The following is a 25,871-nucleotide window of genomic DNA, read 5'->3' as shown; positions in this document are numbered from 1 at the left end:
CCGGGTAAACAAGGATCGTCACATCGTATCATCACGGAACGTCAGCAACAGCCTGGTGAATTCCGCTCCCCTTCTCCGAAACGATAGGACGTATGATGCGGAATTCATGGTGGTCCGAAATATCGCCGCCGTGCGACGCATGCGCGTATCGGCGACAGATTCGCCGTAGTAGATCGTTATACCATTTACTTCCGCTGATTCAGCGGGTTCAATCGAGACGACAAAGCGACCATTCCCGGCTAATTCGATCTGTAGCCGCCATTTGATCGATTCCAGATCCAGATCAATCAGAGCATTGCCGGTATCCCCGACGCTTTCCATCACCGTCTGTTCCGCATCGTCAAAAATACGCAGTCTTCCTTTCGTATTCCTTATTGTGAGACTTCTTACCGGCCGATAGTTCGATGCTCCCTTCAATCGATCGATAACCGCTGATAGAAAATCTTCTGTGGGCCTCTCTTTACGCTCATACTCGAAGGCGCGCAAAGAAACGTACTCCTCGTAGCATTCCTTACAGGCGGCCAGATGCTGTTCGACCTTCCGAAGCTCGGCCAGATCCAACTCCCTGCGAATGTAGGCCAGGAGTCGACTCTCTTGAATATGCTTGCTCATGCGACCCGGGAAAAATGAATCAGGATGGACAGGAAAAGCGGAAGAGCAAAAAAACCGTGCAATCGAAGCAATCGCGCGAGCTCAATCCTGGCTCTATGCGAATACGACGCGACCGTGCCCGGCGGCAGGTTCAGTATTTCCGCAATTTCCCGCTGACGGAACGACTCCAGCTCCAGATCCAGCACCTGTCTGTAACGCCAGTCGATCTGTGCAATCAATTCGCGAATGCTATTCCGGTCAAATTGCGTCTCGACGCCTGGATGATGCGACTCAAGAGAGTCAGGATTGACCTCTGAATGAATAATGAATCGACCGTTCTTTCGTCGCTCCGATTCAACAAAATTTCGGAAACAGGCGAGCAAGAAACTTCGAAACTGGGCGACTCCGTCTCCACGAAACTTGAAAAAAAGGCGGGTTTCAAGGAGGTGAAGAAAAAAACCCTGAGCAAGGTCTTTTGCTATTTCTTCATCGTCGACCCTTTTGCGCGCCGCCCTGATAACGGTACCATAGTACTCCGCCATCAGAGCCCGCATGGATGCTGGATCACCAGACTTGCAGCCCGCCAGAATCTCCTGGAATTCAGGGTTCATACAAGACATGTTTCTCCAGGATCGTCTGTTTATTCAAGTTTTTTACAGTTCGATCGACGACTGAACCTGCCGCTCCGACTCCTCATCAATTATGAAAGTCGGCTTTTTTTTGCAAGAATCAGCGAAAGGCGGCACCTCTATATAGGATAGCCCGATTTCAATACACAGTGAATGTCGATGAAAAAAGCCATGTCAGCGCCATGTCAGAAAAAAACCGCAAAGCAGTGCACTGTGCTGGCAGTCGAGCCGGGAGTGATTACGCGCATCTATATTGAAGAAGCGCTTCATGCAATCGGCGTTATTGATTTTGCTTCCTCGGGCAGGGAAGCGCTGGAGAATACCAGAGACAACTCCTACGATATCGTCCTGATAAACCTTCGATTACCGGATATACGCGGCGAGCTCGTAGCACGACTTATGAGAGCACGGCAGAATCATGCAATCCTGATCGCGACCAGTGCTGAATTTACAGATATACCCTTTCCCTTCGACGCTTTCATCAGCAAACCTCTGACCAGAAGAAAATTGCTCGAAGCTATCAAGGCGCTTCTGTGAATCGGTCGATATTTTCTCTTTTCAAAACGGGAAAGAAACGAACTCTTCATAAATCGGGCCGTTCAATTTCGCCTTGCCTGAAATGGTGATCCGGCGCAACCGTGTATCATGCGCCGCTACTATCTGCTTTTTCTGCTCAGCCTGTCGGGTGTCGGTTTCGTTCAATGCAGCGATCCCCTTTCAAACGTTGAACTTGAGGCATATCGTCCGCAGCATAGCATCTATCTTCAAAAAGACGGGACGGGAAGTCGCGGCACACTTATCGGTATGGAGCCGGTTCTTTCAAAATATAGCTACGCCACCGAAGAGAATCTTTATCAGGCGCTTGATCCTTACTTCCGCCATGCACAGGATAACGATACTCTTTTCGCAGATCGCTCCGTAGTCGTGTTGCCCGAATATATCGGCACATGGCTTGTCGCCACAGGCGAAGATCGATCAATCTTTGAGGCCGAGACCATTGATGAAGCCATGCAAAGCCTCGTCATACGGAATGCCGGAAGCTTCGTGCGACACTATCTATTTGCGACCTCATATTCCCCGGATGCTCTGAAAGAAACGCTCTTTCGCATGAAGGCCGAATCGATGGCTGAACGCTATCAGTCTGTCTTCTCGCGTCTTGCAAAAGAGTACCGTGTTTCTATCGTTGCCGGCTCTATCGTCCTTCCTCATCCCGAAGTAAAGCAGGGAAGGATCGTTATCACAGATGGTCCGCTTGAGAATGTAAGCTTTTATTTCAAATCGGATGGCAGCGTCGATGATCGCATTATTCGCAAAGGGTTTCCTATCGCCGAAGAGAAGGCATTCCTGAAAGAGGCGAAGATAAACGAGAACGCTTCCATCGACACGCCGATCGGCAGGCTGTATACGATGATCTGCGCCGATTCGTGGTTCCCCGACTCCTACTCCGAGCTGAACAGATCCGGAGCGGAACTGCTGGCCGTTCCGTCGATGGTAACGCCGGACGACGCCTGGACACAGAAGTGGAAGGGATACAGCGGATATGCAAACCCCGCAGATGTTGACACGCACGATATCGAGCGGATAACCGAACGGGCGGCGTGGGAAAAGTACTCCATCACCGGAAGACTCAAATCCACGAAGGTCAGGGGCGCCGTGAACGTCTTCTTCCGTGGAAGGCTCTGGAATATGACGGCCGGCGGTGATGCGATCCTTTCGCTGAGCGGTAGAGCGATCTCCAATCACGCCGGGAAGGAAGAAAACGAGGGCCGAATCTATGCCCTGTATCTGTAACCTGTTTCGAGGTTATTTCGCCCGCTGTGCGTCCAATGTCGCAGCAACCGGCAATCGCCTGAAGTCATTTCCCGGTTCTTTCTATGGTTCTTTCTTTAGCTTTTAAAGGAGAAGAGTATGTTCAGATCTTCAGACAATAAAGAGCACCGCGCTCCGCAGAGCAGACGCCTCTGGAACGCTCGCCTTTTGATCGCTGTAACAGCGTTCATCCTGTTCTGCGCGGGAGGAAGCGCCTCGTCACAGAGTGCCGCCAGCTATGACGAGCTTTACAACAGCGGCATTCATTCGCTGTATACGCTTAACCGGGCCGAAGAGGCTCGCAGCTTTTTTGAAAAGGCCTCCAGGACGGACGACAGCCGATGGCAGGCGCATTTCATGATCGGTTTCATTGACCGTGCTTACCAGAAAAATCCCGGCCGTGCCATTCCCTTTCTACAAAGGGCCGAGCAACTCTGCACCGATACCGATCATCTGCCCTCGCTCGAACTTGCTGTCGCCTTTAGCGAGCTCGAAGACGCAAGCAGCGCCATTCGCTGGAACCTGAAGGCACAGCGCCTGATGCGTGCAGGCGGCAAAGGTATTGATCCCTGGATAGTCGAGCTACTCGCCTACAATTATTTTCATCTCGGCGACACAGACCGTGCCCTTGCCGCCTCATCGACCGGATGGGTCCATGAATATCTTCAACCTCGTACGGTGCGTCTTGAGTGGAACATACGACTGGGCCGAGCCCTCAGAGATTGGAGGCTGGATGCCGAAACAAAGATTCGGCTAACGTTGCCGCTCGATCGCCCCTATCAAAAGATCACCGCATTCAGGATCTCGCCGATTCAAGGCCGACAGATAAACGAGATGGGCAACAGGTTGATTGAGATCGAAAGGCCTCAGTCCGGCTGGCCCGAAACCATGCGACTGGAGCTAACGGTGCAACAGAACATGAAATCGATGTCGCCTTCCTCTCTTGCAATCGCCGCCCCCGGAACGGATCTCTTCGCCTACGCTTCAGATAACCAGGGAGGTTACAACGCGCTCGACAATCCTGAATTCACGCAGATGATTCGTTCGGTCACATCTCAGGGCTCGAATCCGGGAGAGAAGGTAAAGCTGGCCATGAATCACCTGCGCTCTAACTTTCGTTATGATTCACGTATCGCCGAAGGTAACATCTATGACATGTTCCAGAGCGGTCAGGGCGATTGCGGCTATTATTCGGCCATCGCCGTCGGCTTTATCAGAGCGCTTGGCGTACCTGTTCGATTCGTTTACGGGCTTAACACCGGTTTCGATCCGCCGACGCCGCATGCCATCATCGAGATCTATGACGCGAAAAGCGGTAGGTGGTTTCCACACGATCCGCAATCAAAGCTGTTGTACGGCATCATCAACCCGACGTAAATTCCCTTTACGGCCTTCGATTCTTCGAGTAGCGCTTTTTTCAGATCGTCACAGGACGGTGCTTTGATCGTCGATACGACGCAGTTCTTCTGGGGCGGTAGCGGCAACGACACGCTTGCCGTTCACATCAGTAATCCTGAATCGACCCTTTCGCACAGATCCACTCCCACACCGCCTGCGGGGTTTGTGTTACCAGGCCCGGCGAAAGCTCCCGCCAGGCAAGGAAAGGGATTGTAAGGATTGAGATTAGAGAATGCCATGAGAGAATTCTGTACAACAGCATCGGCCATGATTGCGGGCCTTTTCACCTCTCTGCCCTTTCTTGCAGAGGGTCTCGATCATTTGATGCATTGCAGCATTCACCGAGGTGGATGCCAGAATTATCCTGAATCCGTTCAGTCAATACACGAAGGCTTCAGTTTACTGGTAATGCTCCAATTCATGTTTATCGGTCAATATCTCTGGATTGCAGGCATCATCACGATCTGCCTGAGTTTTGCTGCGTTATACCTCATCGAATATCATCGTCCATCTCACCGGCCCGTTATCCTTGCATTTCTCTCGTTCGTCAACCTTGTCTGCTTGATATCCGGAGTTGCCACCGTTCTTCAGTTCATCAATGTCTGATCAGCGCGCATCCATCTCAAGAATCATCTCTGCCGCCTGAATCAGGAGGCGAAACGTTTTCTGGATTTCTTCGGGCCTCCCGAAGCCACCCCGTCGCTCAAGCTCGATAAAGCCGTGCAGCAGAGATCGCACAAGTCGAACCCTGTGAACGGACGATTCGTTATCGACTAAGCCCATGGCCGACAGGATGATCTCAAGAACCTTCGACGATTTCTCTCGATACGAACGGCTGTCGTAATGACTCTGCACGGTCGCATCATAGAAATGGGGATACTTTCGCACAAAGCCTCGAAAGGCCGTCAGCATGGTCTCGAATCGGTGCTCGGGTAGCGCTCTGCTCAGATGCACCTCAAGATACTGAGCAAGCCGGTCAAGACATCGATAGGTCACTTCGATCTGCACCTCTTCCAGATCTCTGACGTGGTTATACAGGGACGGCGGTTTAATGTTCAATGCGGCGGCAAGATCCTTCCACTGATAGCCTCTGTATCCCTTTTGAAGCGTAAGGCTCATCGCCTCGCTGATGACGGCCTCCCGGTCTAACGTCGCTCCCTTCGGTCTCACAGCATTGCCCTGATGATTCCGGCCATCTCTTCGGGTCTTTCTCTGTGCGGATAATGACCGACTCCATCCATAAGATAGAGTTCGCCTTTGAGCACTTCTGCAGCCCATCGGGCCTCGGCAATCGGATCTTTGAAATCGGGATCGGCCGTTCCCATTACGACGGCGACGCGAGCCTTTACTTCAGGGATTCGCAGCTCACAGGCTTCTTTCGATGAGAAGAGCATCTGCCCGAGCGCTGTCAGGCGAGCCTTCGACTTCAGCGTCTTCTTTAATAAGGCGGCATGGCCGGATAAGTCATCGGGCAATACGGATTTATGCAGCGATTTATAGTAGGCGGCCCAGAGCACAGGCCCCCACGGCCTGCGAAACAGCTGCTTCATGAGAAAGGTGATGAACCAGCCAGTCGGCTGATCGCGAAGAAACGGTCCGGTGAGGACGATTCCTCTGATACGGCCGGGCAGCTCCGCCGCAGTGTACACGGCGCTTGCCGCCATCCCGGAGTTGCCGACGATAATTACGTCTTTTAGATCTGTCTCTTCGATCAAACGCACGGTGTCGGTGGCCACATCGGTCACGCTAAACGAATCAAAGGCAACGGAGCTTTCTCCGAAGCCGCGGCTATCGGGAACGTACAGAGTCGCCTCGCCTGCAAGCATCGGAAGAAGCGCTGCGTAGCTCTCTTTTGTATCACCGATTCCCGGCAGCAGAATCACGGACGTCGTTCCCCTGCCTGCCTTGAGAAGGGCGATCTTACCGCCGAGTGCCGTTACTCTTTCCGCTCGAACCGGATTGCCCGCCGAGGCAATCGCCTCTGTCAGTGTTTCTTGCATACGAACAAGGTACAGATTTCCAAAAACTAAGTCAATTAGTTTTCGAGTGAAAAGAACCGCTGACGCAATAGCGGAAGCAACCGCCGATGCAATCGTAGAAGCTTCCGCACACACCGAATTTAGCGGGCAGAGGCGAAGCCGCCGACGGAGCCGGCCTGCGATCTCAATGCCCGAGCTTCAGTCGATCGGCGGCAACCATCTTCGTTAGCGTTGCAAACGTCTTCTTCATGCTGACCGCCTCCGGTTCCAGATAGAACTGCACAAAGACGCCGTCGATGAGCGCAAGCACGGCGATAGCGACGGCCTCATTCTCCTTCGGCGTGAGCGCCGGGTTATTCAGAGCCTCTTTAAGCCGTCGACGAAACTCCCTGTACATCTCTCGCAGCCTGGCCGTGATGTCGGGATGCACGCCTCTTTGAAACATGAACTGAAAGAAGACGGCGTTCAGCTCAGGCGCCGATTCGAACCACTCCGAAACCCTGGCGAAAAGTTCGGCCAGCAGCCTCTCGGGCGTCGGGTCTACGATGCCAAACGATTTCAGTCTGACCTCAAAGTCGTCGAACAGCGCACCGACGGCCTCGAGGATCAGATCCTCTTTGCTTCCAAAATGCCAGAGGATGCTGGTCTTGGCGACGCCGGCGCGATCCGACAGCTCGTCGAGCGTAAAACTCAGCGGCCCCTGTTCGGCGATGAGTTGCAGGCATTCTTTTAGAATGCGGATCTTCGTCTCTTCGCCGTTCTTGCGCTTTTGAATCGCTTTCGCCATTTAAAGGGCTCCGGAAATCGACCTTGCCGCTACATAGCTGAAGGCCATAATCGTATAACTCGGATCAACCGAAACGCCTGTCGGGAAGACGCTTGAGTCGGCGACATAAAGGTTATCAAAGCCATGCACCCGGTGCTCGCTATTCACGACCGATGTCTTTGCATCGGCGCCCATACGACAGCCTCCGCTCGGATGCGGCGCCGCCATCAATAGAGTGCCCGGACGAAGACTGATACCGTCTATGACGCCTATCTGATCGGGTGAGGTTAACAGCGTCGCCCTGTTGTCAGGAATCAGCACCTTCTCAGCCCCTGCTGCAAAGTTGATCAAAACCTGCTTTTTCAAAAGATCGCGAATCATCATCGCCCCTACTCGACCGAAACTGTAATGAACCTTTCGCACATCGCCGTCCATCTCGATGCGGCCCAGCTCCGTCGGCACATCGTCGATCCAGCCGATCGTACCACCGATACGAGGCAGAGCGCTCATCCACTGCTGATGCTCTTTGCCCATACCCGGAATCATAGCGGCAAGCGTTCCAGGATGCAGCTGATTCGGCATGAGAAGATAACCGCCTTCGACGTAATTGCCTTTCACATCGTAGACGGGCTTGCGAAAATGATCGACGCCGAAACCGGCCGGGATGTTCCTCCATTGAATGACGTCATGCGCATACAGCGCATGCACAAACGGCGACGGATTCATCCCGAGAAACTCACCCAGCACAGGCAGCTTTTTCTTGAGATCATTCTTCAAGAGAAAGGTGGAGCTGCCAAAACCGCCGGCCGCGACGACAAAGGCATCGGCCTCGATCTCGATCGTATGTGGTCCGTCCTTCCCGCTCGGACGATCGATGACGCGGGCCAGAAGCGATCGCACCTTTCCACCATCCATCTTCAGACGCTCGGCGCGGGCATCGGAGTAGATCGTACCCCCTCGCTTCACCACATCGTCGATATGCGTAACGAGCTGCGACTGCTTTGCCGCAAAGGCGCATCCCTGCATACAGTGCCCCGACTTCTGACAGTGCTTGCGCGCCTGCGGCACGCGGTGGCCGCTCCATCCGAGCTTCTTCGCTCCCTTCTCCACAAGCCTGTTCATGGGATTGAGATACTCGTCCGTGGCCGGATGCACGTTTAACCGTTTATCAAGCTCGTCCCATGCGGGGATCAGATCTTTTTCCGTATGATGCTCGATGCCATATTCGCTCTGCCACATCTCAAGGCGATCGGCGGGCGTGCGATAGCTGTCGGCCCAGTAATGCACGGATGCGCCGCCGACGTTGTTTCCGTAAACAAGATTGATCGCTCCGTCGGCCGTCGTCTGCAGATTGCGCTCGGCGCTTACCTTGCCTGCCATGTTCAGCTCATGGTTATCAAACGTATACGTGGGATAATACCCGCCCTGCTCCAGCATGACGACGTCGACGCCAAGCTTCGTCAGCTCAGAGGCCAGCGTCGCTCCGCCACATCCGGTTCCGATAATGCAAACCCGCGTTTTGATCTTGCGACTCTCGGTGATGTCTTTCCATTCGTAGATCTTGCCGCTCATCGTGTTTGCTCCGCATAATATTTCCGCTGCTCTGAGAGTATCTCGCCGAATCCGCCGAAAGGACCGTCGTAGCCGATCTTTGCGTACGTACTTTCATGGCCGTAGTAGATCATAAAGATGACCATGCGCAGATTGCTGAAAACGACTCGTACCAGATCGTTCTCGCTTTTCATTCCTGTGTCGATGACACGGGCCGCATCCTCGGTACTCAGCCTCGAGAACCTGGAAAAGTATCCGCAAAAAAACGGATACCATTCGGCCAGTAAAAGGGCGTCTCGCATCTCTGATGAAATCGACCCCGTGCAGAAATACAGTTCTTCGTCGAGACGCCTGAAAAGCTGCGCCTGCTCGGCCGATGGAAAGCCGTCCCCCCGGGGCAGCACGGCATCGGCCATCTTTTTTAATGTATCGAGGTTCCACCTCGATAGAGTCAGATAGTATCCCTTTATGTCGCCAAGCGGCAGAGACTTCCAGATGACAAGACTCGTGCCGCCCAGAATGAGCGAGCCGAGGAATTGTTTTCGCGTGATCTTCTTCATTAGCTCTTATACCACCCCTTTATTGTACTGACTATTCAGTACAATAAAGGGGTGTCAAGCGCGGTTTTTTCGCCATTTCAAACAGCGGGAGAGATATGCCCGAAACCGATGTTTCAGGTGTTAAACCGAATCTCTCCCTTTTTCTCGAAATCGAAGTTCCAGAAGGAGGCAAAGGTGAGAAGATTGCATGCAATAAGAACAAGATTGGCGACCTGACGCATTATACTATTGTATGAAGGGGAAAGCAGAGACAGGCCAAGCCAAATAACAAGAGAAACAGAGAAAAGCTGCCGAATCGTCTGCCCGCTGTACTCGGCTGGAATTCTCCAGATGGCATAGCTCAAGAGACAGATCTGAGTATAGAACGCGAGATGTAGCGGCAGAGCATACGATAACAGAGCACTGTACGTAAGCATCGACATGCTTCTGTAAACAATGTGCGACAGAATCAGAAAAAGAAAGACACGCAGACCCGTAGCGCGCAAAAGCACGCCGGCCATTGCAACCTGGACGATGAGTCGTACCGGCTCAAACCCGCCGTTCACCGTGGAGGACATTACAAGACGGTCGCTAAAAGTCAGATAGACAAACAGATGCTCCAGAGCCTGAGTCACGCATGCCATCCTGAAAACGAAGCGCCACCAGCCGTAGCTCGTCGTTTCAACGGGCGCCAGCGACGGTCGGTACGGATTGTACTCGTCATTCATCGGCATCACCTGAGAGTTCTTCGACAAACTTGAAATGTGATTGCTGCATTCCTTCCCGCACGTAAAAGCGATGCGCCGCCTCACGCCTTCTATTCGAGGTCACCTCGAGATTCTTACATTTCTTCTTCACGGCGATTCGACGCAGGGCTGCCAGCAGCTGCTTTCCAATGCCCAGGCCTCTCACATCGGGCGATGTGTATAACTCCTGCACTTCGCCCACAGCCCCCGTATGATGCAGTAAACGCTGAATATGAAGGCTGCCGAATCCGACGGGCGCGTCGTTATTAAACGCTATGAGATAGTGGACGTCAGGGTTATTCAGATTCGCTCGAAATACGGCGTTGAACTCGCGCCTGTTCAGCCTCTGGTGCTCGAGGTCGCAGACCATCTCATAGATGAAACCGATATCTTCCTGTCGGACTCTTCGAATACGGATGTTCATAAACTGTGCTTTACTCACCCCATCGCCATCGCCGCTTACCCGGGGCACAAAAAAAGGGACCGCAGTCCCCTTCTTTGATTTATACATCGTTCGATCAATGGCGTCTGCCACGATCGCCGCCACGGCCACCACCGCGACCGCCGCGATGTTCACGATCGCCGCCGCGCTCTTCACGGCCGCCGTCAAACGATCCCGGAGGCATCGAATCGGCCAGATCCTTGAGGATCAGGTTCACACGACCGAGCGAATCCACGCCCAGCACGGCCACCGTTACCTCGGTACCGATATCCATGACCTCTTTCACCGACTGGATGCGGTTCTTCGACATCTTCGAGATATGAAGAAGACCGTCTTTGCCGGGGAAGAGTTCGACGAAGGCGCCGAAATCGGTGATACGCTTCACGACGCCCGTGTAGGTCTGACCGACCTCCACCTCGCGAAAGAGCTCCTCGATCAGACGCTTTGCATGCTCGGCGCGATCCTTGTTTATCGCCGCAATCGTAACCGTGCCGTCGTCTTCGACGTTCAGCTCGGCCTTCGAGCGTTCGATGATGGAGCGGATGATCTTGCCGCCGGGGCCGATCAGTTCGCCGATACGATCGGGGCTGATCTGCATCGTCATCACAAGCGGAGCATTCTCGGGCACAGCCGGACGAGCCGCACTGATCGCCTCATTCATCTTGCCGAGGATGTGCATACGTCCGCGGTCGGCCTGAGCAAGGGCGTCGCGCAGAATGGCGACGGATAAGCCGGCCACCTTGATGTCGAGCTGGAAGGCGGTGATGCCTCTTTCCGTTCCGGCGACTTTGAAGTCCATATCGCCGAAGTGGTCTTCGAGACCGGCGATATCAGAGAGGATGACGTATTTGCCGTTGTCGCCCATGATAAGGCCCATGGCGATACCGGCCACCTGACCTTTTACGGGCACGCCGGCCGCCATCATCGCCATCGATCCAGAGCAGACCGAGGCCATCGACGACGATCCGTTCGACTCAAGGATCTCAGATACGATGCGGATCACATAAGGAAAGTCGACCTTCGAGGGCACGACGGCGCGCAGAGCACGCTCGGCAAGGTTACCATGACCGATCTCACGACGGCCCGGGCCCATCATACGCTTCACCTCGCCCGTCGAGAACGGCGGGAAGTTATAGTGAAGCATAAAGTTCTTTTGATGTTCCCCTGATAGGAATTCAATGCGCTGATAGTCGTCGCCCGTTCCAAGCGTGACGACGCCAAGCGATTGCGTTTGACCGCGGGTAAAAACGGCCGAGCCATGAGCGGCCGGAAGCACGTCGAGCTCGGTCGAGATATCGCGGATCTCGTCGGTCTTGCGGCCGTCGGCACGTACGCCTTCGCCGAAGATCAGATCACGTACGACAATGTATTCCAGCTCGTGCAGATAGCCTTTAATCTCTCGCAGAGAAGCGTCAAGATCACGACTCGTATCGTTCGCCAGCTTCTCACGAACAAAGTCAAGGGCTGCCTTGTTCACCTGATCGATGGCATCTCCGCGCTCCTGTTTGTTCGGAGTACGGTTCGCCTGACGCAGCTTCTCAAGGGCAAACTCACGCACGGCAGCTCGAAGCTCTTCATCGGGCTTGCGCAGGTGAACCTCGCGCTTCTTCAGATTGAGCTTCGCAGCAAGGCGTTCCTGAGCTACGATCTTTTCTTTGATCTTCTGATGAGCAAAATCGATGGCCTCGATAAAGTATTCCGGAGACACCTCTTTCGCCGCGCCTTCAATCATCATTACGGCGTCTTTTGTACCGGCAACGACGAGCTCGAGCTCGCCTTCTTCGATGACAGAGGTATCGGGATCGGCGACAAAGGCACCGTCCTTGCGGCCGACGACAACGCCGGCGACAGGACCGAGAAACGGAATATCAGAGGCGGCAAGGGCGGCCGAGGCGGCCGTAATCGCATGGCCTTCCATCGTCTTCTCCGGATCGGCGGAGAGAACGGTGACAAGCAGCTGCACCTCGCAGAAGTAGCCTTCAGGGAAAAGCGGACGAATAGGACGGTCGATCAGTCTGGAGATGAGCGTTTCATGCTCAGCCGGACGATTCTCGCGCTTGATGTAGCCGCCCGGGAATTTACCGACGGCGTAGGTTTTCTCACGGTAATCAACCGTGAGCGGGAAGAATTCCTGTCCTTCGCGGGCCTCTTTCTCAGCACAGACGGTGGCGAGCAGCACGAGTTTACCGTGACGGTAAACGACGGACCCGTGCGCCTGCTTTGCCCAGTTGCCTGTTTCGATGGACAGCTCTTCTCCGTTCCAGGAGATAGATTCCTGCATCTTCACTTCCTCAGTCCGAGCTCTTCGATCAGTTTTTTATACTGCTCCGGATTGCGGGATTTGAGGTAGTCAATCAGTCGGCGGCGACGGCCGACGAGTTTCAGCAGGCCGCGACGGGAATGATGGTCGGTTTTATGCGCTTTGAAGTGCTCGGTCAGGTCACGAATGCGTGCGGTGATGAGGGCGATCTGCACTTCTGTGGAGCCCGTATCTTTGGCGTGTTTTTGATGCTGCTTCAGTACAGCGGATTTATCGTCTCTGGTCAACATTTCCGATCCTCAATTTACTTATTACAACGATACTTTCAGGAATTGTACAGAATCCTGCCATGCCCCGTCATGTAAATACCTTTTTGTAGGTGTAGGTGAAGCCGGCCTGCTCAGCCCAGGCAAGCAGCTCTCCCTGCTCATCGAGCAGAAAGAAATCGCCGTCATGCGGACGATCCGTACCAAACGGCAGCCTTGCTCCGTTACGCACGCGGGCACGGTCGGCCTCGGCGACGATGCGGCGGGGCCAGTCGGGAAAGGCAGCCAGCAATCCGATCGGCACAGGGGCCTCATCCAGATTGCTCCAGACAAGCGGATGCATGAGCGAATAGGGCCCCACCGACAGACGACGCAGAGCCGAAAGATGCACCGGAACGCCCAGCTCTTCGCCGATATCACGGGCCACAGAGCGAATATAAGTGCCCGATGATACCGAGAAGAAGGCCTTCACCTCGCCCGAGGCGGAAACCGACAGGCATCGGGCCTCGTAAAAACGCACAGCCCTCGGTCGGAGTTCCGACCTGAGCCCCAGACGGGTGCGATCTGACAGTCGCATGCCCTGCTGTTTGATGGCCGAGTACTCGGGCGGAATCTGCTCGGTCTGGAAAACCCGGTCTGCTATGGATTTTTCGATCTGCGCTGCGTTATCGGCGACAGAGCGTTCGATACGATTAGCATCCCACTGCTCGACGATCTCTCCGTGCGGATCAAGCGTATTGGTGGAGCATCCGAGCTGGAACGTCGCCTCGTAGGTTTTATCGAGCTTGAGGAAGAAATCAGAAAAGGCCGTCGCTCGACCGATCAGTAGAATCATCAGGCCGCTTGCAAATCGATCGAGCGTGCCCGTATGACCGGCTCGCATGCCGCTGGCCTTCTTCAGGCGTGTGACAAGGGCGGCCGACCCCATCTCAGTCGGCTTATCGGCGAGAACAAGTCCGTCGATCATTCCGCTTCCGGATCGCTACCCGCCGAATCGCCATCGGTTTCAGTTGTCTGGGTCGCAGCAGGTCGTGTCGCCCGACGCTCTTCTTCATCCATACGTTCGAGGATGCGATCCCCTTCGCGAATGCTGTCGTCTTTGCTAAAGATAAAATGCGGAGTCTGGCGCAGGCGTAGATCACGACCGATGCCGGACTGCAATTCACGCCGTGCCATCGTTACGGCGCGCCAGGTGGCGTCGTTCTCTTCGTCTGATCCGAACAGGGAGAAGAAAACGTGCGCTTCAGAAAGGTCGGGCAGCAGGTCGCAGCGCACGACGGAAACGAAGCCGATACGATCGTCCTTCGTTTTCCGTCGATGCAGTCGTTCGGCGATTTCACGCACGATCATCTTTTCAAGCCGCAGGCGGCGAATCTCGTTCACGGAATCCCCTTATGACTGCCGGCTGACTTCGACAATCTTGTAGGCCTCGACGATGTCGCCTTCCTGAATGTCGTTGAAGCCTTTGATGCTCAGACCGCATTCGTAGCCTTCGGCCACTTCGGCGACGTCGTCTTTAAAGCGCTTCAGCGCAGACAGTTCCCCTTCGTGGATAACGACGCCGTTGCGGACAAGGCGGATCTTGTTCGAGCGATGCACCTTGCCGCGCTTGACCATACATCCGGCGACGTTGCCAATCTTGGAGATCTTGAATACCTGACGGATCTCGATATCGCCTGTGCGTTCCTCTTCATAGGTCGGCTCAAGCATACCGGTCATCGCCTTCTTAATGTCTTCAAGAAGCGCATAGATGATGCTGTAGTAGCGGATGTCTACGCCGTTTTTCTCGGCCAGATCAGTGGCCGAAACGGAGGCACGCACCTGAAAGCCGAGGATCAGCGCCTCTGAAGCGGCGGCAAGCGTCACGTCGGATTCCGTAATACCGCCCGTGGCGGCATAGATCACGCGAACCTTCACTTCGTCATCAGAGAGCTTCAGCAGGCCGTCGCGAATCGCTTCAACCGAGCCGTGTACGTCGCCTTTAACGATAAGCTTGATCTCTTTATGAGAGGCCATCCAGTTATCCAGAGTGCGGAGCGAAGGCTGCGCCCTCTGCGATGCCTCGGTAATCTGCTTGTAATGCTGACGCACAGAGGCGAATTCACGGGCCTCTTTCTCGGTTTCAAGAACATGGAACGGATCGCCCGATCCCGGAACTCCGTCCAGACCCGTGATCTCGACCGGAGTCGCCGGGCCCGCTTCTTTAAGACGATGATTGAAATCGTCGAACATGGCTCGCACTCGACCGGAATACACGCCGACGACGAAGGGATCGCCTTCACGCAGCGTTCCTTTCTGCACAAGCACCGTCGCAACCGGACCTTTGCCCGGGTCGACGCGAGCTTCGACGACGCGTCCCACGGCCTTCACCGTCGGGTTCGCCTTCAGATCAAGCAGTTCGGCCTGAAGCAGAACCATCTCAAGCAGATGCTCGATGCCGATATTATTTTTCGCTGAAATTTCGCAGAATACGGTCGTGCCTCCCCAGTCTTCGGGCTGAAGACCATGAGGCACGAGCGCCTGCTTCACCTTATCGGGGTTAGCATTGGGTAGATCGATCTTGTTAACGGCGACGATGATCGGAACGTTCGCCTCTTTTGCATGCGTGATCGCCTCGACGGTCTGTTCTTTCACGCCGTCGTCGGCGGCAACGACAAGGATAACGATATCGGTCACCGACGCACCGCGAGCACGCATGGCCGTAAAGGCTTCGTGACCGGGCGTATCGAGGAAGGTGATCCTGCCCTGCGGCGTTTCCACCTGATAGGCGCCGATATGCTGCGTAATGGCGCCGGCTTCGGTATCGATGACGTTTGTAGAACGAATGGTATCAAGCAGTCTCGTCTTACCGTGGTCGACGTGGCCCATAATCGTGACGACGGGCGGACGACGGACCATCGCCTCGGCAAGATCCTCTTCTTCTTTGATAATCGTTTCGTCGTAAAGGCTGACGACGCGGACCTCACAACCGAACTCCGTCGCCACAAGAGCGGCGGTTTCGGCGTCGATCACCTTGTTGATGGTGACCATTTCGCCCATCTTCATGAGGCGACCGATTACATCACCGGGTTTGAGGTTCAGCTTCTTAGCGAGCTCGCCAACCTGGATGCTTTCAAGTATGTCAATAGATGTGGGAACCGTCGTTCCCGACGGAGCTTTACGGCGCTTCTTAACGGATCGTTCGAACCGACGCAGTACGTCGCGCTCCCCGTCTTTACGCGGACCGGGTTTCTTCGATTGATTCAGCTCATCGGATTTCTTGTGAATGATCTTGCCACGGTCTTTGCCCGTAGCAGCTCCGGGAACGCCTTCAGGTTTCGCTTCGGATTTGCGAACCAGATCATCAAACGGAGTGGCACCACCGAGCGGCGGTCTGGGACGAAAGCCCTGTCCGCCCTGCTGAGGACGCTGGCCCTGACCACCCTGGCCACCCTGATAAGAACGCTGGCCCTGACCGCCCTGGCCGCCCTGATAAGAACGCTGGCCCTGGCCCCTGACCACCCTGGTAGCTACGCTGACCCTGGCCGCCCTGATAGGAACGCTGGCCCTGGCCACCCTGATAAGAACCCTGACCGCCCTGCTGTGGACGATCCTGTCCCTGTGGCCTTTCGGGCTCCGGTCGCGCCTGTTCTCTGGGCGCAGCAGGCTTTGCCGGCCCCGGTGTGGGCTGTTTTGCCGCCGGACGGTCGGCTGGCTTCGCGGGGCTCAGACCTGGCTGCCCCTCGATCACCTCGGATATATCTGAGGGAAGGGCTTCATTCCCCTTCTTGATCTTGAGCTTGAGCTTCGGCTTGCCGGTTTTCTGGTTCTTATTCTCTTCAGTCATAATGAAACGCTATACTTCTTCGAACTCGATGTTCTCCCTGATGATTTTCATAATCAGCTGAGCGGTGGTTTTTCCAATTCCGTCAATCTTTTCGAGTTCGGACTCGTCTGTTTCGACGAGTTCTTCTACACTGTTGATTCCAGCAGAGTTCAGGATTTCGATAACCCGGCGTGTCAGGCCAGGCAATTCAGAAAGCGGCGTTGAATCATCGTCCAATGCCTGATCAGATGTCGCTTCTTCCTTACGATCGCTGAACAATTCTTCCAGACGGGCACGTGCTTCCGGTGACGAGTATTCCTGTTCGTACTGCGATTGCGATTTTACGATAAGCCTGTATCCGGTCAACTGAGAAGCAAGACGGACGTTTTTCCCCGCCATTCCGATGGCGGCACTGTAGGAATCATCCGGAACGACGACAAGCGCTTCACGCGCACCTGTATCAACGCGGACCTCTTGAACGCGAGCCGGCGATAGTGCCTCGGCAATCAAAAACGCCGGATCTTCTTTGTACGAGATGATATCGATGCGCTCGTTTTGCAGTTCTCTTACGATGGACTGAATACGCACCCCTTTAATTCCGACGCAAGCTCCGACGGGATCGACGTCCATGCGGTTTGACCGCACAAGCAGTTTTGTCCGGAATCCGGCCTCGCGGGCGACGTTCAGGATCTCGACGATACCGTCATAGACTTCGGGGATCTCCTGCTCGAAGAGCCGCTTTACGAAATCACCGGAAGCCCTCGAAAGCAGGATATACGGCCCCGGATCTCGAGACTTATCCTTTTTCAGCTCCACCGCCTTGATCACGGCCTTGATGCGAGATCCCGGGTGAAAACGATCGCCTGGAATCTGCTCTTTACGGGGAAGTATTCCCTCTGCCTTGCCAAGATCAACATAGACGATCTCTTTATCACGCCAGCGCAGGAATTGTCCGTTCGTCAGCTCGCCGACACGGTCCTTATAGTCGTTGAAAACCAGCTCTCGTTCGAGCTCTTTGATGCGTTGAGAGAAAATATTGCGAATATTCGTCGTTCCGATGCGAGAGAAGTCGGTCAGGTACTCCTTGCGCTCGATCGTCTGGCCGACGGCGGCATCGGGATGCGTGGTTTTCGCATCGGCCTCTGTCAACTCGCGATCGGCGTTCTCGACCTTTTCGACAACGGTGTAGCGTGCGACGACGGAGACCTCGGGCACCTTCGGTTCGAGAATGACATCAAGGTCGGCATCAAGCCCGAACTTCTTCTGGCAGGCGGAGAGGACAGTCCCGCGAAAGATCTCGATGACCTGATCATAACTCAGATTCCGCATCTGAGCCAGTTCGCGAAGCGATTCGAAGAAGGCTGCCAGATCAGGGCCCTGCTGTTTTGCGCTTTTCTTAACTGCCATAATTACACGTCCAGATATAGATTCACTTTTTCAATTCGATCCAGCTCCAGCACAAAAGGCTCTGGAGCGCGGACCCGGCCTTTTTTCGGAGCACGCGGAACAAAACCGAGGAATCGTATCTTCGTTCCATCCACTCCGTCAAAAATGCCGTGCCCTACATGGATCTTATCCTCGTCCGTTCGATATCGAATTTTCAACGGACGTCCGCGAAACCGCTCAAACTCAGCCGGAATACGCAGTTCTCTTTCAGCGCCGGCCGACGATACCTCAAGGCTGTAATTCTCTGCATCCAGATCGTCGGGCAGGCCTTCCTGTCCAATTGCCTGATCCAGAAGCTCTATGAAAGCCTTACTGAACCGCTCGCATTCGTCCAGACTGACAGAACCCGATGGATCTTTCAGCCCATCAAGCTCGATCTGAATATGATAGCCGTTCCTGACACGCTTTAAATGCAGATCAAAGAGGTCTGCATCGGCACTGAGGGCCCGGCGTGCGATGTCTTTTAAAAGAGCAAATTCCATTACTGCAACTGATACGAAACGAAAAAAAAAAGCGGGTCAACCCCACTTTCCCATGTCATAAAACCCTGCATCCGCTCTCTGTCAACCGAAAGCCCCACCACTCTCGTCCTCACCCGACGATGGCGCGATTGCCCACCCGCACCCCCTGTGTGCGGCGAGGTGGCGCGATCGACCCACAGGGCCCAGGCTGCGCCAATCGCCGCACGCTTTGCACTCCTGCTTCGCTACACAGGGGGAGCGGGCAGGCCGGCCTTGCGGCGAGAGGAATTCTACAGGCGAGCTCAGAGCCGACTGTTTCACTCCGGTCCAGGCGCCCCCGATCAGTTGCCTCAATTCCATCCCGGCTGGTCCCATCCGAACCCCGCCTGGCACTATTGCCCGCCCGCACCCCCTGTGTGCGGCGAGGTGGCGCGATCGACCCACAGGGCCCAGGCTGCGCCAATCGCCGCCCGCTTCGCACTCCTGCTTCGCTACACAGGGGGAGCGGGCGGGCCGGCCTTGCGGCGAGAGGAGTACTACAGGCGAGTCAAAAACCAACTGTTTCACTCCGGTCCAGTCGACCCCGTTCGAACCAGGCCTGGTGCTCAACCACGCAACAAAGGTGCCACCCGCGGGGTGAGGAGGGGAGCGGCCGGGATCTGAATTCTGGTTTACACAGGTTGCAGGAATGCTGTTTCGAAACCAATGCTTCGTTTCTCTACCGCTTTCCTTTTGGCCCTCACTTTTGCATCCGGATGTGCAAGGTTTAAGATCAACGATTTACAGCCATCCGTTCTGCTTGCCCTTCCTCTGCATAATAATCCATATCAGGCAAAGGCTGACCATCTTCTTGTCTCCGTTCAAGAAGGAGCGCTGTACGATCTGCCCGCCAGACCCGGGGTTTTTGAGAACCGTATTCTACTACCGCTTCCAGAGAAGAACCTGGTCGTCGAATTCTCTGAGGGCAATGCCACGCCGGAGCGGATCTATCTGCCTGAGAATAGCACGCCTGCAGCACCCTACAGAGATGCAAAGATCAAGGCGACTCGCCTTCCCGCCGGTCAGGTCGGACAGGCCGTTCCTCTTGAGGAGGCAACGATCATTCAACTGTATGGGACGGCTGCCGGCAAGAAGGCCGAAGAGATCGAGCCCGAACATCGCATGCCGGCGATTCTCTTTCCGGAATCCATGGAACAGATGGGCTCAGAACTCATCGCCCTGCCCGCAGAAGATGCTAAGCCTCTGAAGCTGCTGGCCGACGAAACCGGCAGCACCTCGTTCACGCAGGTCTGGCAGATCCTCGCCGGAGAAAACGATCTTCTTTACGTGCTGCATTCGCCGAAGGGCGGGCGCCCCGTTCTGAACGTCTATCATGAGCTTCAATTGCAGAATGTTCTGAGCGTGCCCGATTCGCTCTTTGTAGCAAAGGATCTGAGCGTGGAGCTTGAGGCCATCCTGCCATACAGAGGAAAGAACGAAGCCCTGGCCAGCCTTGTTTTACGCAAGAAGAACAGCTTTGAACCGGCAGAAAGAGCTCTGTACCGACTGCGTCCGAATGCCGATCCCGAAGAGATCTATCGATACGACGAGAAAGAGGATCTGCCGATCTGGAGCCGTGAGAACGGAGGCTTTCTTCTTGCCCATGACGAAGACGGCACGGCCATGCTTCTCAAGATTTTCGGGCCCGACGGTGACTATGAGAATAACAACCGGATCCGGTATGAAGGTTTGCGCGAATCCTATCAGGATACCTTCTTCAATGCGGAGGACCGCCTCTTCTCTATCAGATTGATGCGCGGAGTGTATGAAGTTATCGAATGGAAATAAAGGGCATGCTCTGGTCAGGTATGACGACGCCCGATCCATCGACACGCTAACCATCCAGCAGGGGAACGACGAAACCCTGCTTATGGGCCTGGCCGCAGCCGGCGCCCTGCATCATCTGAAACAGGAATATCTCACCCGGTTCTGGAACAGCGAAGGCCTTCAATTGGTCATCGTCTGCGGTAGCGGTAACAACGGAGGCGACGGTCTCGCCCTTGCCGGCCTTCTGTGCGCCGATCCTGATCGTTACCCGGACGCCGATATCAACAAACGCATGAGCGTCTATGCCCTTCCTCCAAAAAGCGCCGCCTCGCAGTTCTATGAAGCAAAGCTGCGCCGACAGGGCGTAACGATCCGGCCGCTGCAAAAGCTAAGCGAAGACGTTGCAGAAATGGTCAAGCACAATGAATTAACCATCGTCGAGGCTCTGCTCGGGACGGGGCAGTCTCGCCTTCCGGCCGGCGATATCGCCACGGCGCTACAGGCTATCGATACAATTCGCAATGCAGGCAGGGCGAAGCTGGTGGCGCTTGATGTTCCGGCCGGATTAACCGAATCGGGTCTCGCCGATAGCGCTCCGACGCCCGACTGTGTGTACACGTTCGGAAGCGAGAAGGCGGTCACCGCCTTGATTCCAGGTCTACGGGTCCGCCGCATCCCCTGCGGATTTGAATCACAGAACGAAGAGGCCGTCTTTGCCGCATCGACGGCGCTGTACCGCAGCGAACCATCTGACGCCTTGCATTTTTTTCGTCGTAACGATGCCGACCATAAATACAGCGCCGGCCATGCGTGGATGGTCGCCGGGGAACATGATATGGAAGGAGCCGCCCTTCTGGCTCTGCAAGCCTTTCTGGGGTCAGGAGGAGGCTACGTCAGACATTTCCACCCGTCGCCGCAGTCGCGAGAACGCTATCTTTCGATCCTGCCTTCGGCCATCTATCATGATGCCACGGACTTTGTAAAAGCCTGTGAAGTGCAGAAACCGCCACGAAGCATCCTCATCGGCCCGGGCATGCGCTCCGACACGGTTGACTCTTTGCGCGAAGCACTGATCGAAGGACTGACGATACTGAGCCGGCGCCAGCAAAGGCTGACCGTCATTCTCGATGCGGCGGCGTGCTCTCTGGCATTTGACGATCGCTTCCCTTCCGTACAATGCCTCATCACGCCGCATGTCGCCGAATGGAAGTCGCTGGGCGGCCCGGCCGTAAGCTGCGTCGACGATCTTGAAGCGGCCCGGGCCTTCAGCGGACGCATTCATGCCTACCTCAAAGGGCCCGTTTCGTTTCTTTTCGCTCCCGATCAAATCGCAGTGTATAACGCTCCGTTGCCTTCTCTTGCCGTGGCCGGTAGTGGAGACCTTTTCGGAGGTCTGCTTCTGCGTGCTGCATGCGGCCATGAAGCCGATCGACCCATCTGTGATATCGTCTCTGCCTGTGTGGCGTTACAACGTCGGTCGGCCGAAAGTAGCATGCACCCCGAGCAGCAGCTGAAGTTTATACAGGAGATCCTCGCATGAAGTATCATTACAGAAGTCCCGAAGAAGTGCGTGAAAAATTCGGGAAGTCGACCGAGAAGCTGAAGAATCCGATGTTTAACCGGACATTCTTTCTGCTCGTAGCCGATGTCGTAATCATTCTGATCGCAGGTACGCTTCTTTACAAGAGCGGTTATGCCGATCTCGTAAAGACGGGAGAGGGCGTTTTAAAAGTGCAGTATGAACGTCTCGACGAGAAACAGGTCAGGCTTCATGTGAAAAGCGATATGCGCGACATCTTGCTTGTCGACGGTAAGGCCTCCGTTGAAAAAGATAGGGAGCGCAATACGGCCGTGCTATCTGAAATTCGCTGGGAGCTTGATCGAGGGGACCAGATCCTGATATTACGAGAAGCGCCGCAGTTCGAGCCTCTGCTTATCGAAGCTAAGAAACCGGCGACGCTTGATCTGACCATTCCTGAAACGGCCCGATCGGTTCCTCTGAAATTCGAGATACGCTTCCAGAACAGACAGCTTTATCCCGAGCCTGTTCCCACTACTGCAGATTGAAAGCCCGGCGTACGATCAGATCGCTTCGTAGATCCATTCAAGCAGCGCCTTCTGCACGTGCAGTCGGTTCTCGGCCTGTCTGAAAATGGTCGCCGCATGACGATCCATCACATCGCCGGAAATCTCTTCGCCGCGATGAGCGGGCAGGCAGTGCATAACGATGGCATCGGCCGGAGCGTGCTTCATCAAAGCCTCGTTCACCGAATAGGGAGCAAAATCCTTCTTGCGGATCTCGGCCTCCCCTTCCTGCCCCATTGAAATCCACACATCGGTATAGATGACGTCGGCCTGACGTACGGCCTCGACTGGGTCGCGATAGACATCGATGGTTTTATTCCGTTTACGAAGCAGCTCTTGAATGCCCGGGCGAATCTCATAGCCTTCGGGACTGGCCACGCAAAGCGACGAACCGGAATGCAGCGTTCCGAGCGCCAGCGAGTTGAAGACGTTATTCGGTTCGCCGATAAAGGCGATACGCGTTTTTGAAAGGTCGCGCCCGGTCTCGGTAATCGTCATAAAATCGGCAAGCGCCTGACAGGGATGATGGCGATCGGACAGACCGTTGATGATGGGCACCTGATCCAGGCCGGCCATGAGTTCGAGCTTGCGATGGCTATCAGTACGGATCATCACGCCATGCACGTAACGGCCGAGAACCATCGTCGTGTCTTCAATGGTCTCGCCGCGACCGAGCTGAAGCGAGCCTGCCTGCATCTCAAGATCGCTTCCTCCGAGTTCACGGATGGCGACGGAAAACGAGATACGCGTGCGCGTCGACGACTTCTCGAAGATAAGCGCAATGATCTTATCACGCAGCACGTCGGGATTCAGGCGCCGGTTCGCCGCATGTTCCCTTCCTCGTTTCAGTATGCCGAAGAACTCGTCTTCATTCAGGTTTAACAGGTTGATCAGATGCCGCATCGTTTTTACCGCGTGAAAAGGCCCATCTTTTTGCCAGGACCAGGATTTGTAAATTTATTTAACAGTCTCAGAGGCTACCTTCTTTTTCGACGATCCCACTCTGCTCGTTGAAACAGACTTCTCTGCCCGGGTCAGATCCGGTCGGGTCAGGTAACGTTCGATGTATTCGACGGCGAGACGGGCCGGCCGTTTCTTCTTCGGAGCAAAGGGGATTTCACTCAAGCGACGGATGATTCGCTCACGTTCCGATTTCTTTTTGAGCAGGCGTTCCCCCTCTTCGGCGATCGCAGCGGGCGTGACCTCATTCTGTAGAAGCTCGAGGGCGACCTGCTCGCCCGCCAGAAGATTCGGCAGACCGATAAACCTCGTTCGCATAACGAGCGAGGCGATAAAAACGTTCAGCCAGTGCGATCTGTAACAGATAACCATCGGCTTCTTGAAAAAAGCCGCTTCAAGCGTCGCCGTACCCGATGCGATAAATATTATGTCAGAGGCCTCCATAACGGCCAGGGAGTTGCCCACCGAAATCTCAAGGCCCAGGGCTTCACTGCCTTCGAGAAAGGGCGCGGCAAACTCACGCAGACGCTCATCTACAAAGGGCAGCCGAATATGAAGATGCGGATGTCTTTCTTTTAAGATGCGTGCCGCTTCGAGAAAGGCCGGCAGCAGCAGGCGGATCTCGCTTCGCCGACTTCCCGGCAGCAGGCCGAGCGACGTTCCACGGTGAGCGGTAACGGGAGACTGACGCTTCAGTTCCTCGGGGATGCGGTTCACCATCGGATGCCCGATCCACTCAGCCGGCACGCCTTCGCTATCGTAGATCTCTTTCTCGAATTCAAAGAGAGTCAGCATCAGATCGACATGCTTGCGAATCGTATGAATGCGACCGTACTTCCAGGCCCAGATCTGCGGACTGACAAGATAGACGATGAAGATATCGGGATCGGCCTCTTTGAGCATGGCGGCGATGCGAAGGTTGAAGCCCGGATAATCGATCAATACGACCGTCTTCACCTTTTTCTCGATGGCCATGGCAGTTAACCGCTGCGCCAGGGCCTTCAAGCGACTGTAGGCGCGCAGAACTTCGACGAAGCCGATCACGGCCATCGTATCGACATGCTCGACAAGCTGCATGCCCTCGGCCTGCATACGCTCTCCGCCCGTTCCAAAGAAGGAGCGAAATCCCTGCTGCTTGAGTTCATGGATCAGATCGCCGCCAAGACGATCGCCGGAATGTTCACCGGCAACGATCAGCATCGGAGCGCGTAGATGCAGCCCGCGCACTGCGGAATGGGCTGGCTTTTTCGCTGACGGTTTAGCCTGTTGAACAGCCTTCTTTGAAACAGGCTTCTTCGATGCAGATGTTTTCGAGGCGAGTAGCTTCGAAGCGGATTTCTTCGACGGAGGTTTCTTCGAGGCTGACTTTTTTGAGGCCGACTTCTTCGGGTCGGATTTCGCTTGTGCGGATTTTCTGGCTGCCGCCTTTTTTTTTGCTGTCATGATTTTGCCGTAAACGGACGATTCATACGACGCAGCTTTTTCACGTCGGTTAAATCTCCTTTCAGAGATACGATGGTGATACCAAGCTCCTTCGCCTTTTTCAAGAATTCCTTCTTCTGCACGACGATGGTGGAGTTCGATTCGATGGCGAGAACGCGGCATCCGGCGCGCTTCATCGTTTCAAGCGTCTGTGTACCTGCCGTCGGCAGATCGAAGCGCGGATCATGGTTTCGCTTCGAGACCTTGCAGACGACAGCCCCTTTTTTATGAAAGAGTTCGCCGCCGCGTTCGATACAGCGATCGGTGCCTTCAGCACATTCGACGGCAAAGACGGTGCGATCGCCTACGACGACGCATTGCCCGATGTCGAGGCGGTTCACTTCCATAGCATAGAGCATACCGTAGGGGATGTCTTCAAGTTCTCTGGAGCTGAGCCGCTTTCCGTAACGGCCTTCTTCAAGAAAGCAATCGGATAGATAGTCGGTCTGTGGGATCACGCGAATCCTCCTCTTTGCAAGGGCTCGCTCGATGGTCTGAAAGATCGTATAATCATTGCGGTTGGGCATGCGCGCAAGCATCCAGAGCGTGCGCAGATCAAAGGAGGGGCGGTCGTAAAGCACGTCTCGCGTCGACTTACCGAGCAGAAGCAGACGCCCGATCTTTTCGCGCTGAAGAGCGGCGAGAACGGACGTATAAAACCTGGTAAGAAGAACAGGCTCGCTGACGTCGGCGAACGCCTCGGGCGGCGGATCAGACGAAACAAGAAAGACGCGGAAGTCCTCTCCGCGTCTTTGCGCCTCTCTCGCTGCAATCCAGGGCAGCTCGCCTCGCCCCGCAATAATCCCCAGTCTGCCCATCCGGGCTGACTTTTAAGCGAGACGCATACAGA

The 25,871-nt window shown here is 55.0% G+C and carries 26 protein-coding genes; 7 read left to right on the top strand and 19 right to left on the bottom strand.

Features of this window, described 5'->3' with window-relative positions; genetic code table 11:
• Positions 1-18: 18 nt before the first annotated feature.
• Together LEPIL_RS19950 and LEPIL_RS19945 are read right to left on the bottom strand one after the other, a co-directional pair.
• The gene (locus LEPIL_RS19950; protein WP_002775434.1) at positions 19-612 is read right to left on the bottom strand and encodes an anti-sigma factor family protein; all 594 of its coding nucleotides are present in this window, start codon (positions 610-612) and stop codon (positions 19-21) included.
• A complete protein-coding gene (locus LEPIL_RS19945; protein WP_040919170.1) occupies positions 609-1,202 on the bottom strand; it encodes an RNA polymerase sigma factor in 594 nt (197 codons plus the stop codon). Before LEPIL_RS19945 ends, LEPIL_RS19950 begins: the two co-directional genes overlap by 4 nt.
• A gap of 177 nt (positions 1,203-1,379) precedes the next feature.
• On the opposite strand from LEPIL_RS19945, the gene LEPIL_RS19940 reads away from it, so the two are divergent.
• From LEPIL_RS19940 to LEPIL_RS19925, 4 genes are all read left to right on the top strand, one after another.
• Complete coding sequence (locus LEPIL_RS19940; RefSeq protein WP_002775430.1) at positions 1,380-1,757, top strand: response regulator; 378 nt, start codon at positions 1,380-1,382, stop codon at positions 1,755-1,757.
• Between the two features lie 108 nt (positions 1,758-1,865).
• Complete coding sequence (locus LEPIL_RS19935; RefSeq protein ID WP_002775428.1) at positions 1,866-3,011, top strand: nitrilase-related carbon-nitrogen hydrolase; 1,146 nt, start codon at positions 1,866-1,868, stop codon at positions 3,009-3,011.
• Positions 3,012-3,128: 117 nt separating this feature from the next.
• A complete protein-coding gene (locus tag LEPIL_RS19930) occupies positions 3,129-4,406 on the top strand; it encodes a transglutaminase domain-containing protein (protein ID WP_002775426.1) in 1,278 nt (425 codons plus the stop codon).
• Between the two features lie 288 nt (positions 4,407-4,694).
• Positions 4,695-5,033: a hypothetical protein gene (locus LEPIL_RS19925; protein WP_002775424.1), complete on the top strand. Its 339-nt coding sequence runs from the start codon at positions 4,695-4,697 to the stop codon at positions 5,031-5,033.
• Here the strand turns inward: LEPIL_RS19925 and LEPIL_RS19920 are convergent, their stop codons facing one another.
• The 14 genes from LEPIL_RS19920 to LEPIL_RS19855 form a co-directional block, all read right to left on the bottom strand.
• Positions 5,034-5,597 carry a TetR/AcrR family transcriptional regulator gene (locus LEPIL_RS19920; protein WP_002775422.1) on the bottom strand — a complete coding sequence of 188 codons (564 nt, stop codon included), beginning with the start codon at positions 5,595-5,597 and terminating at the stop codon, positions 5,034-5,036.
• On the bottom strand, positions 5,594-6,427 hold the full coding sequence (locus LEPIL_RS19915; protein WP_002775420.1) for an alpha/beta fold hydrolase: 834 nt from the start codon (positions 6,425-6,427) through the stop codon (positions 5,594-5,596). The genes LEPIL_RS19920 and LEPIL_RS19915 overlap by 4 nt, the downstream gene beginning before the upstream one ends.
• Positions 6,428-6,590: 163 nt before the next feature.
• Positions 6,591-7,193 carry a TetR/AcrR family transcriptional regulator gene (locus tag LEPIL_RS22655; protein ID WP_002775419.1) on the bottom strand — a complete coding sequence of 201 codons (603 nt, stop codon included), beginning with the start codon at positions 7,191-7,193 and terminating at the stop codon, positions 6,591-6,593.
• Positions 7,194-8,744, bottom strand: a complete 1,551-nt coding sequence (locus LEPIL_RS19905) for an FAD-dependent oxidoreductase (RefSeq protein WP_002775416.1) — start codon at positions 8,742-8,744, stop codon at positions 7,194-7,196.
• Positions 8,741-9,283 carry a hypothetical protein gene (locus LEPIL_RS19900; RefSeq protein WP_002775414.1) on the bottom strand — a complete coding sequence of 181 codons (543 nt, stop codon included), beginning with the start codon at positions 9,281-9,283 and terminating at the stop codon, positions 8,741-8,743. Before LEPIL_RS19900 ends, LEPIL_RS19905 begins: the two co-directional genes overlap by 4 nt.
• A 113-nt stretch (positions 9,284-9,396) precedes the next feature.
• Positions 9,397-9,990 carry a hypothetical protein gene (locus tag LEPIL_RS19895; RefSeq protein ID WP_002775413.1) on the bottom strand — a complete coding sequence of 198 codons (594 nt, stop codon included), beginning with the start codon at positions 9,988-9,990 and terminating at the stop codon, positions 9,397-9,399.
• On the bottom strand, positions 9,983-10,585 hold the full coding sequence (locus LEPIL_RS19890; protein WP_002775411.1) for a GNAT family N-acetyltransferase: 603 nt from the start codon (positions 10,583-10,585) through the stop codon (positions 9,983-9,985). Before LEPIL_RS19890 ends, LEPIL_RS19895 begins: the two co-directional genes overlap by 8 nt.
• Positions 10,527-12,731 (bottom strand): polyribonucleotide nucleotidyltransferase, encoded by a 2,205-nt coding sequence (gene pnp, locus LEPIL_RS19885; RefSeq protein WP_002775409.1) that lies wholly within the window; start codon positions 12,729-12,731, stop codon positions 10,527-10,529. Before pnp ends, LEPIL_RS19890 begins: the two co-directional genes overlap by 59 nt.
• A 2-nt stretch (positions 12,732-12,733) precedes the next feature.
• Positions 12,734-13,000 (bottom strand): 30S ribosomal protein S15, encoded by a 267-nt coding sequence (gene rpsO, locus LEPIL_RS19880; protein ID WP_002775407.1) that lies wholly within the window; start codon positions 12,998-13,000, stop codon positions 12,734-12,736.
• Positions 13,001-13,067: 67 nt separating this feature from the next.
• On the bottom strand, positions 13,068-13,943 hold the full coding sequence (gene truB, locus LEPIL_RS19875; protein WP_002775405.1) for a tRNA pseudouridine(55) synthase TruB: 876 nt from the start codon (positions 13,941-13,943) through the stop codon (positions 13,068-13,070).
• A complete protein-coding gene (gene rbfA / locus LEPIL_RS19870; RefSeq protein ID WP_002775403.1) occupies positions 13,940-14,359 on the bottom strand; it encodes a 30S ribosome-binding factor RbfA in 420 nt (139 codons plus the stop codon). The genes truB and rbfA overlap by 4 nt, the downstream gene beginning before the upstream one ends.
• A gap of 9 nt (positions 14,360-14,368) precedes the next feature.
• Entirely contained in the window at positions 14,369-16,531 is a 2,163-nt protein-coding gene (gene infB, locus LEPIL_RS19865) for a translation initiation factor IF-2 (protein WP_002775402.1), read from the bottom strand.
• 280 nt (positions 16,532-16,811) lie between these two features.
• Positions 16,812-18,188 carry a transcription termination factor NusA gene (gene nusA, locus LEPIL_RS19860; protein ID WP_002775399.1) on the bottom strand — a complete coding sequence of 459 codons (1,377 nt, stop codon included), beginning with the start codon at positions 18,186-18,188 and terminating at the stop codon, positions 16,812-16,814.
• A 2-nt stretch (positions 18,189-18,190) separates the two neighbouring features.
• Entirely contained in the window at positions 18,191-18,709 is a 519-nt protein-coding gene (locus LEPIL_RS19855; protein ID WP_002775398.1) for a ribosome assembly cofactor RimP, read from the bottom strand.
• 711 nt (positions 18,710-19,420) lie between these two features.
• Here LEPIL_RS19855 and LEPIL_RS19850 point away from each other — a divergent pair.
• Genes LEPIL_RS19850 through LEPIL_RS19840 form a run of 3 tightly spaced genes read left to right on the top strand, consistent with a single transcriptional unit; the run spans position 19,421 to position 22,561 of the window.
• Positions 19,421-20,515: an LIC_12708 family protein gene (locus tag LEPIL_RS19850; RefSeq protein WP_143464734.1), complete on the top strand. Its 1,095-nt coding sequence runs from the start codon at positions 19,421-19,423 to the stop codon at positions 20,513-20,515.
• Complete coding sequence (locus LEPIL_RS19845) at positions 20,493-22,034, top strand: NAD(P)H-hydrate epimerase (RefSeq protein ID WP_002775392.1); 1,542 nt, start codon at positions 20,493-20,495, stop codon at positions 22,032-22,034. The genes LEPIL_RS19850 and LEPIL_RS19845 overlap by 23 nt, the downstream gene beginning before the upstream one ends.
• A complete protein-coding gene (locus LEPIL_RS19840; protein WP_002775391.1) occupies positions 22,031-22,561 on the top strand; it encodes a hypothetical protein in 531 nt (176 codons plus the stop codon). Before LEPIL_RS19845 ends, LEPIL_RS19840 begins: the two co-directional genes overlap by 4 nt.
• A gap of 15 nt (positions 22,562-22,576) precedes the next feature.
• On the opposite strand, the gene argF is transcribed toward LEPIL_RS19840, so the two are convergent.
• From argF to LEPIL_RS19825, 3 genes are read right to left on the bottom strand one after another with little or no spacing between them, the layout of a single operon-like run.
• On the bottom strand, positions 22,577-23,482 hold the full coding sequence (gene argF / locus LEPIL_RS19835; protein ID WP_002775390.1) for an ornithine carbamoyltransferase: 906 nt from the start codon (positions 23,480-23,482) through the stop codon (positions 22,577-22,579).
• 54 nt (positions 23,483-23,536) lie between these two features.
• Positions 23,537-24,982, bottom strand: coding sequence for a lipid-A-disaccharide synthase (gene lpxB, locus LEPIL_RS19830; RefSeq protein WP_002775389.1), 1,446 nt, complete (start codon positions 24,980-24,982; stop codon positions 23,537-23,539).
• Positions 24,979-25,839, bottom strand: a complete 861-nt coding sequence (locus LEPIL_RS19825) for an LpxI family protein (RefSeq protein ID WP_002775388.1) — start codon at positions 25,837-25,839, stop codon at positions 24,979-24,981. The genes lpxB and LEPIL_RS19825 overlap by 4 nt, the downstream gene beginning before the upstream one ends.
• Positions 25,840-25,871: the final 32 nt, after the last annotated feature.

This window comes from Leptonema illini DSM 21528, from assembly GCF_000243335.1.
In the GTDB taxonomy this organism is placed as follows: Bacteria; Spirochaetota; Leptospiria; order Leptospirales; family Leptonemataceae; genus Leptonema; species Leptonema illini.
The sequence above is the reverse complement of the archived record's forward strand: the minus strand, read 5'-3'. Positions and strand labels throughout refer to the sequence as shown.

Excerpts from the sequence above, each read along its gene's own strand:
- LEPIL_RS19900 (WP_002775414.1), bottom strand. The coding sequence starts at position 9,283 with ATGAAGAAGATCACGCGAAAACAATTCCTCGGCTCGCTCATTCTGGGC.
- LEPIL_RS22655 (WP_002775419.1), bottom strand. The coding sequence starts at position 7,193 with ATGGCGAAAGCGATTCAAAAGCGCAAGAACGGCGAAGAGACGAAGATC.
- LEPIL_RS19905 (WP_002775416.1), bottom strand. The coding sequence starts at position 8,744 with ATGAGCGGCAAGATCTACGAATGGAAAGACATCACCGAGAGTCGCAAG.
- LEPIL_RS19925 (WP_002775424.1), top strand. The coding sequence starts at position 4,695 with ATGATTGCGGGCCTTTTCACCTCTCTGCCCTTTCTTGCAGAGGGTCTC.
- LEPIL_RS19945 (WP_040919170.1), bottom strand. The coding sequence starts at position 1,202 with ATGAACCCTGAATTCCAGGAGATTCTGGCGGGCTGCAAGTCTGGTGAT.
- argF (WP_002775390.1), bottom strand. The coding sequence starts at position 23,482 with ATGCGGCATCTGATCAACCTGTTAAACCTGAATGAAGACGAGTTCTTC.
- rpsO (WP_002775407.1), bottom strand. The coding sequence starts at position 13,000 with ATGTTGACCAGAGACGATAAATCCGCTGTACTGAAGCAGCATCAAAAA.
- LEPIL_RS19930 (WP_002775426.1), top strand. The coding sequence starts at position 3,129 with ATGTTCAGATCTTCAGACAATAAAGAGCACCGCGCTCCGCAGAGCAGA.
- LEPIL_RS19855 (WP_002775398.1), bottom strand. The coding sequence starts at position 18,709 with ATGGAATTTGCTCTTTTAAAAGACATCGCACGCCGGGCCCTCAGTGCC.
- LEPIL_RS19840 (WP_002775391.1), top strand. The coding sequence starts at position 22,031 with ATGAAGTATCATTACAGAAGTCCCGAAGAAGTGCGTGAAAAATTCGGG.
- LEPIL_RS19895 (WP_002775413.1), bottom strand. The coding sequence starts at position 9,990 with ATGAATGACGAGTACAATCCGTACCGACCGTCGCTGGCGCCCGTTGAA.
- truB (WP_002775405.1), bottom strand. The coding sequence starts at position 13,943 with ATGATCGACGGACTTGTTCTCGCCGATAAGCCGACTGAGATGGGGTCG.
- lpxB (WP_002775389.1), bottom strand. The coding sequence starts at position 24,982 with ATGACAGCAAAAAAAAAGGCGGCAGCCAGAAAATCCGCACAAGCGAAA.
- pnp (WP_002775409.1), bottom strand. The coding sequence starts at position 12,731 with ATGCAGGAATCTATCTCCTGGAACGGAGAAGAGCTGTCCATCGAAACA.
- LEPIL_RS19825 (WP_002775388.1), bottom strand. The coding sequence starts at position 25,839 with ATGGGCAGACTGGGGATTATTGCGGGGCGAGGCGAGCTGCCCTGGATT.
- LEPIL_RS19915 (WP_002775420.1), bottom strand. The coding sequence starts at position 6,427 with ATGCAAGAAACACTGACAGAGGCGATTGCCTCGGCGGGCAATCCGGTT.
- nusA (WP_002775399.1), bottom strand. The coding sequence starts at position 18,188 with ATGGCAGTTAAGAAAAGCGCAAAACAGCAGGGCCCTGATCTGGCAGCC.
- LEPIL_RS19950 (WP_002775434.1), bottom strand. The coding sequence starts at position 612 with ATGAGCAAGCATATTCAAGAGAGTCGACTCCTGGCCTACATTCGCAGG.
- LEPIL_RS19935 (WP_002775428.1), top strand. The coding sequence starts at position 1,866 with ATGCGCCGCTACTATCTGCTTTTTCTGCTCAGCCTGTCGGGTGTCGGT.
- LEPIL_RS19845 (WP_002775392.1), top strand. The coding sequence starts at position 20,493 with ATGAAGTTATCGAATGGAAATAAAGGGCATGCTCTGGTCAGGTATGAC.
- LEPIL_RS19940 (WP_002775430.1), top strand. The coding sequence starts at position 1,380 with ATGAAAAAAGCCATGTCAGCGCCATGTCAGAAAAAAACCGCAAAGCAG.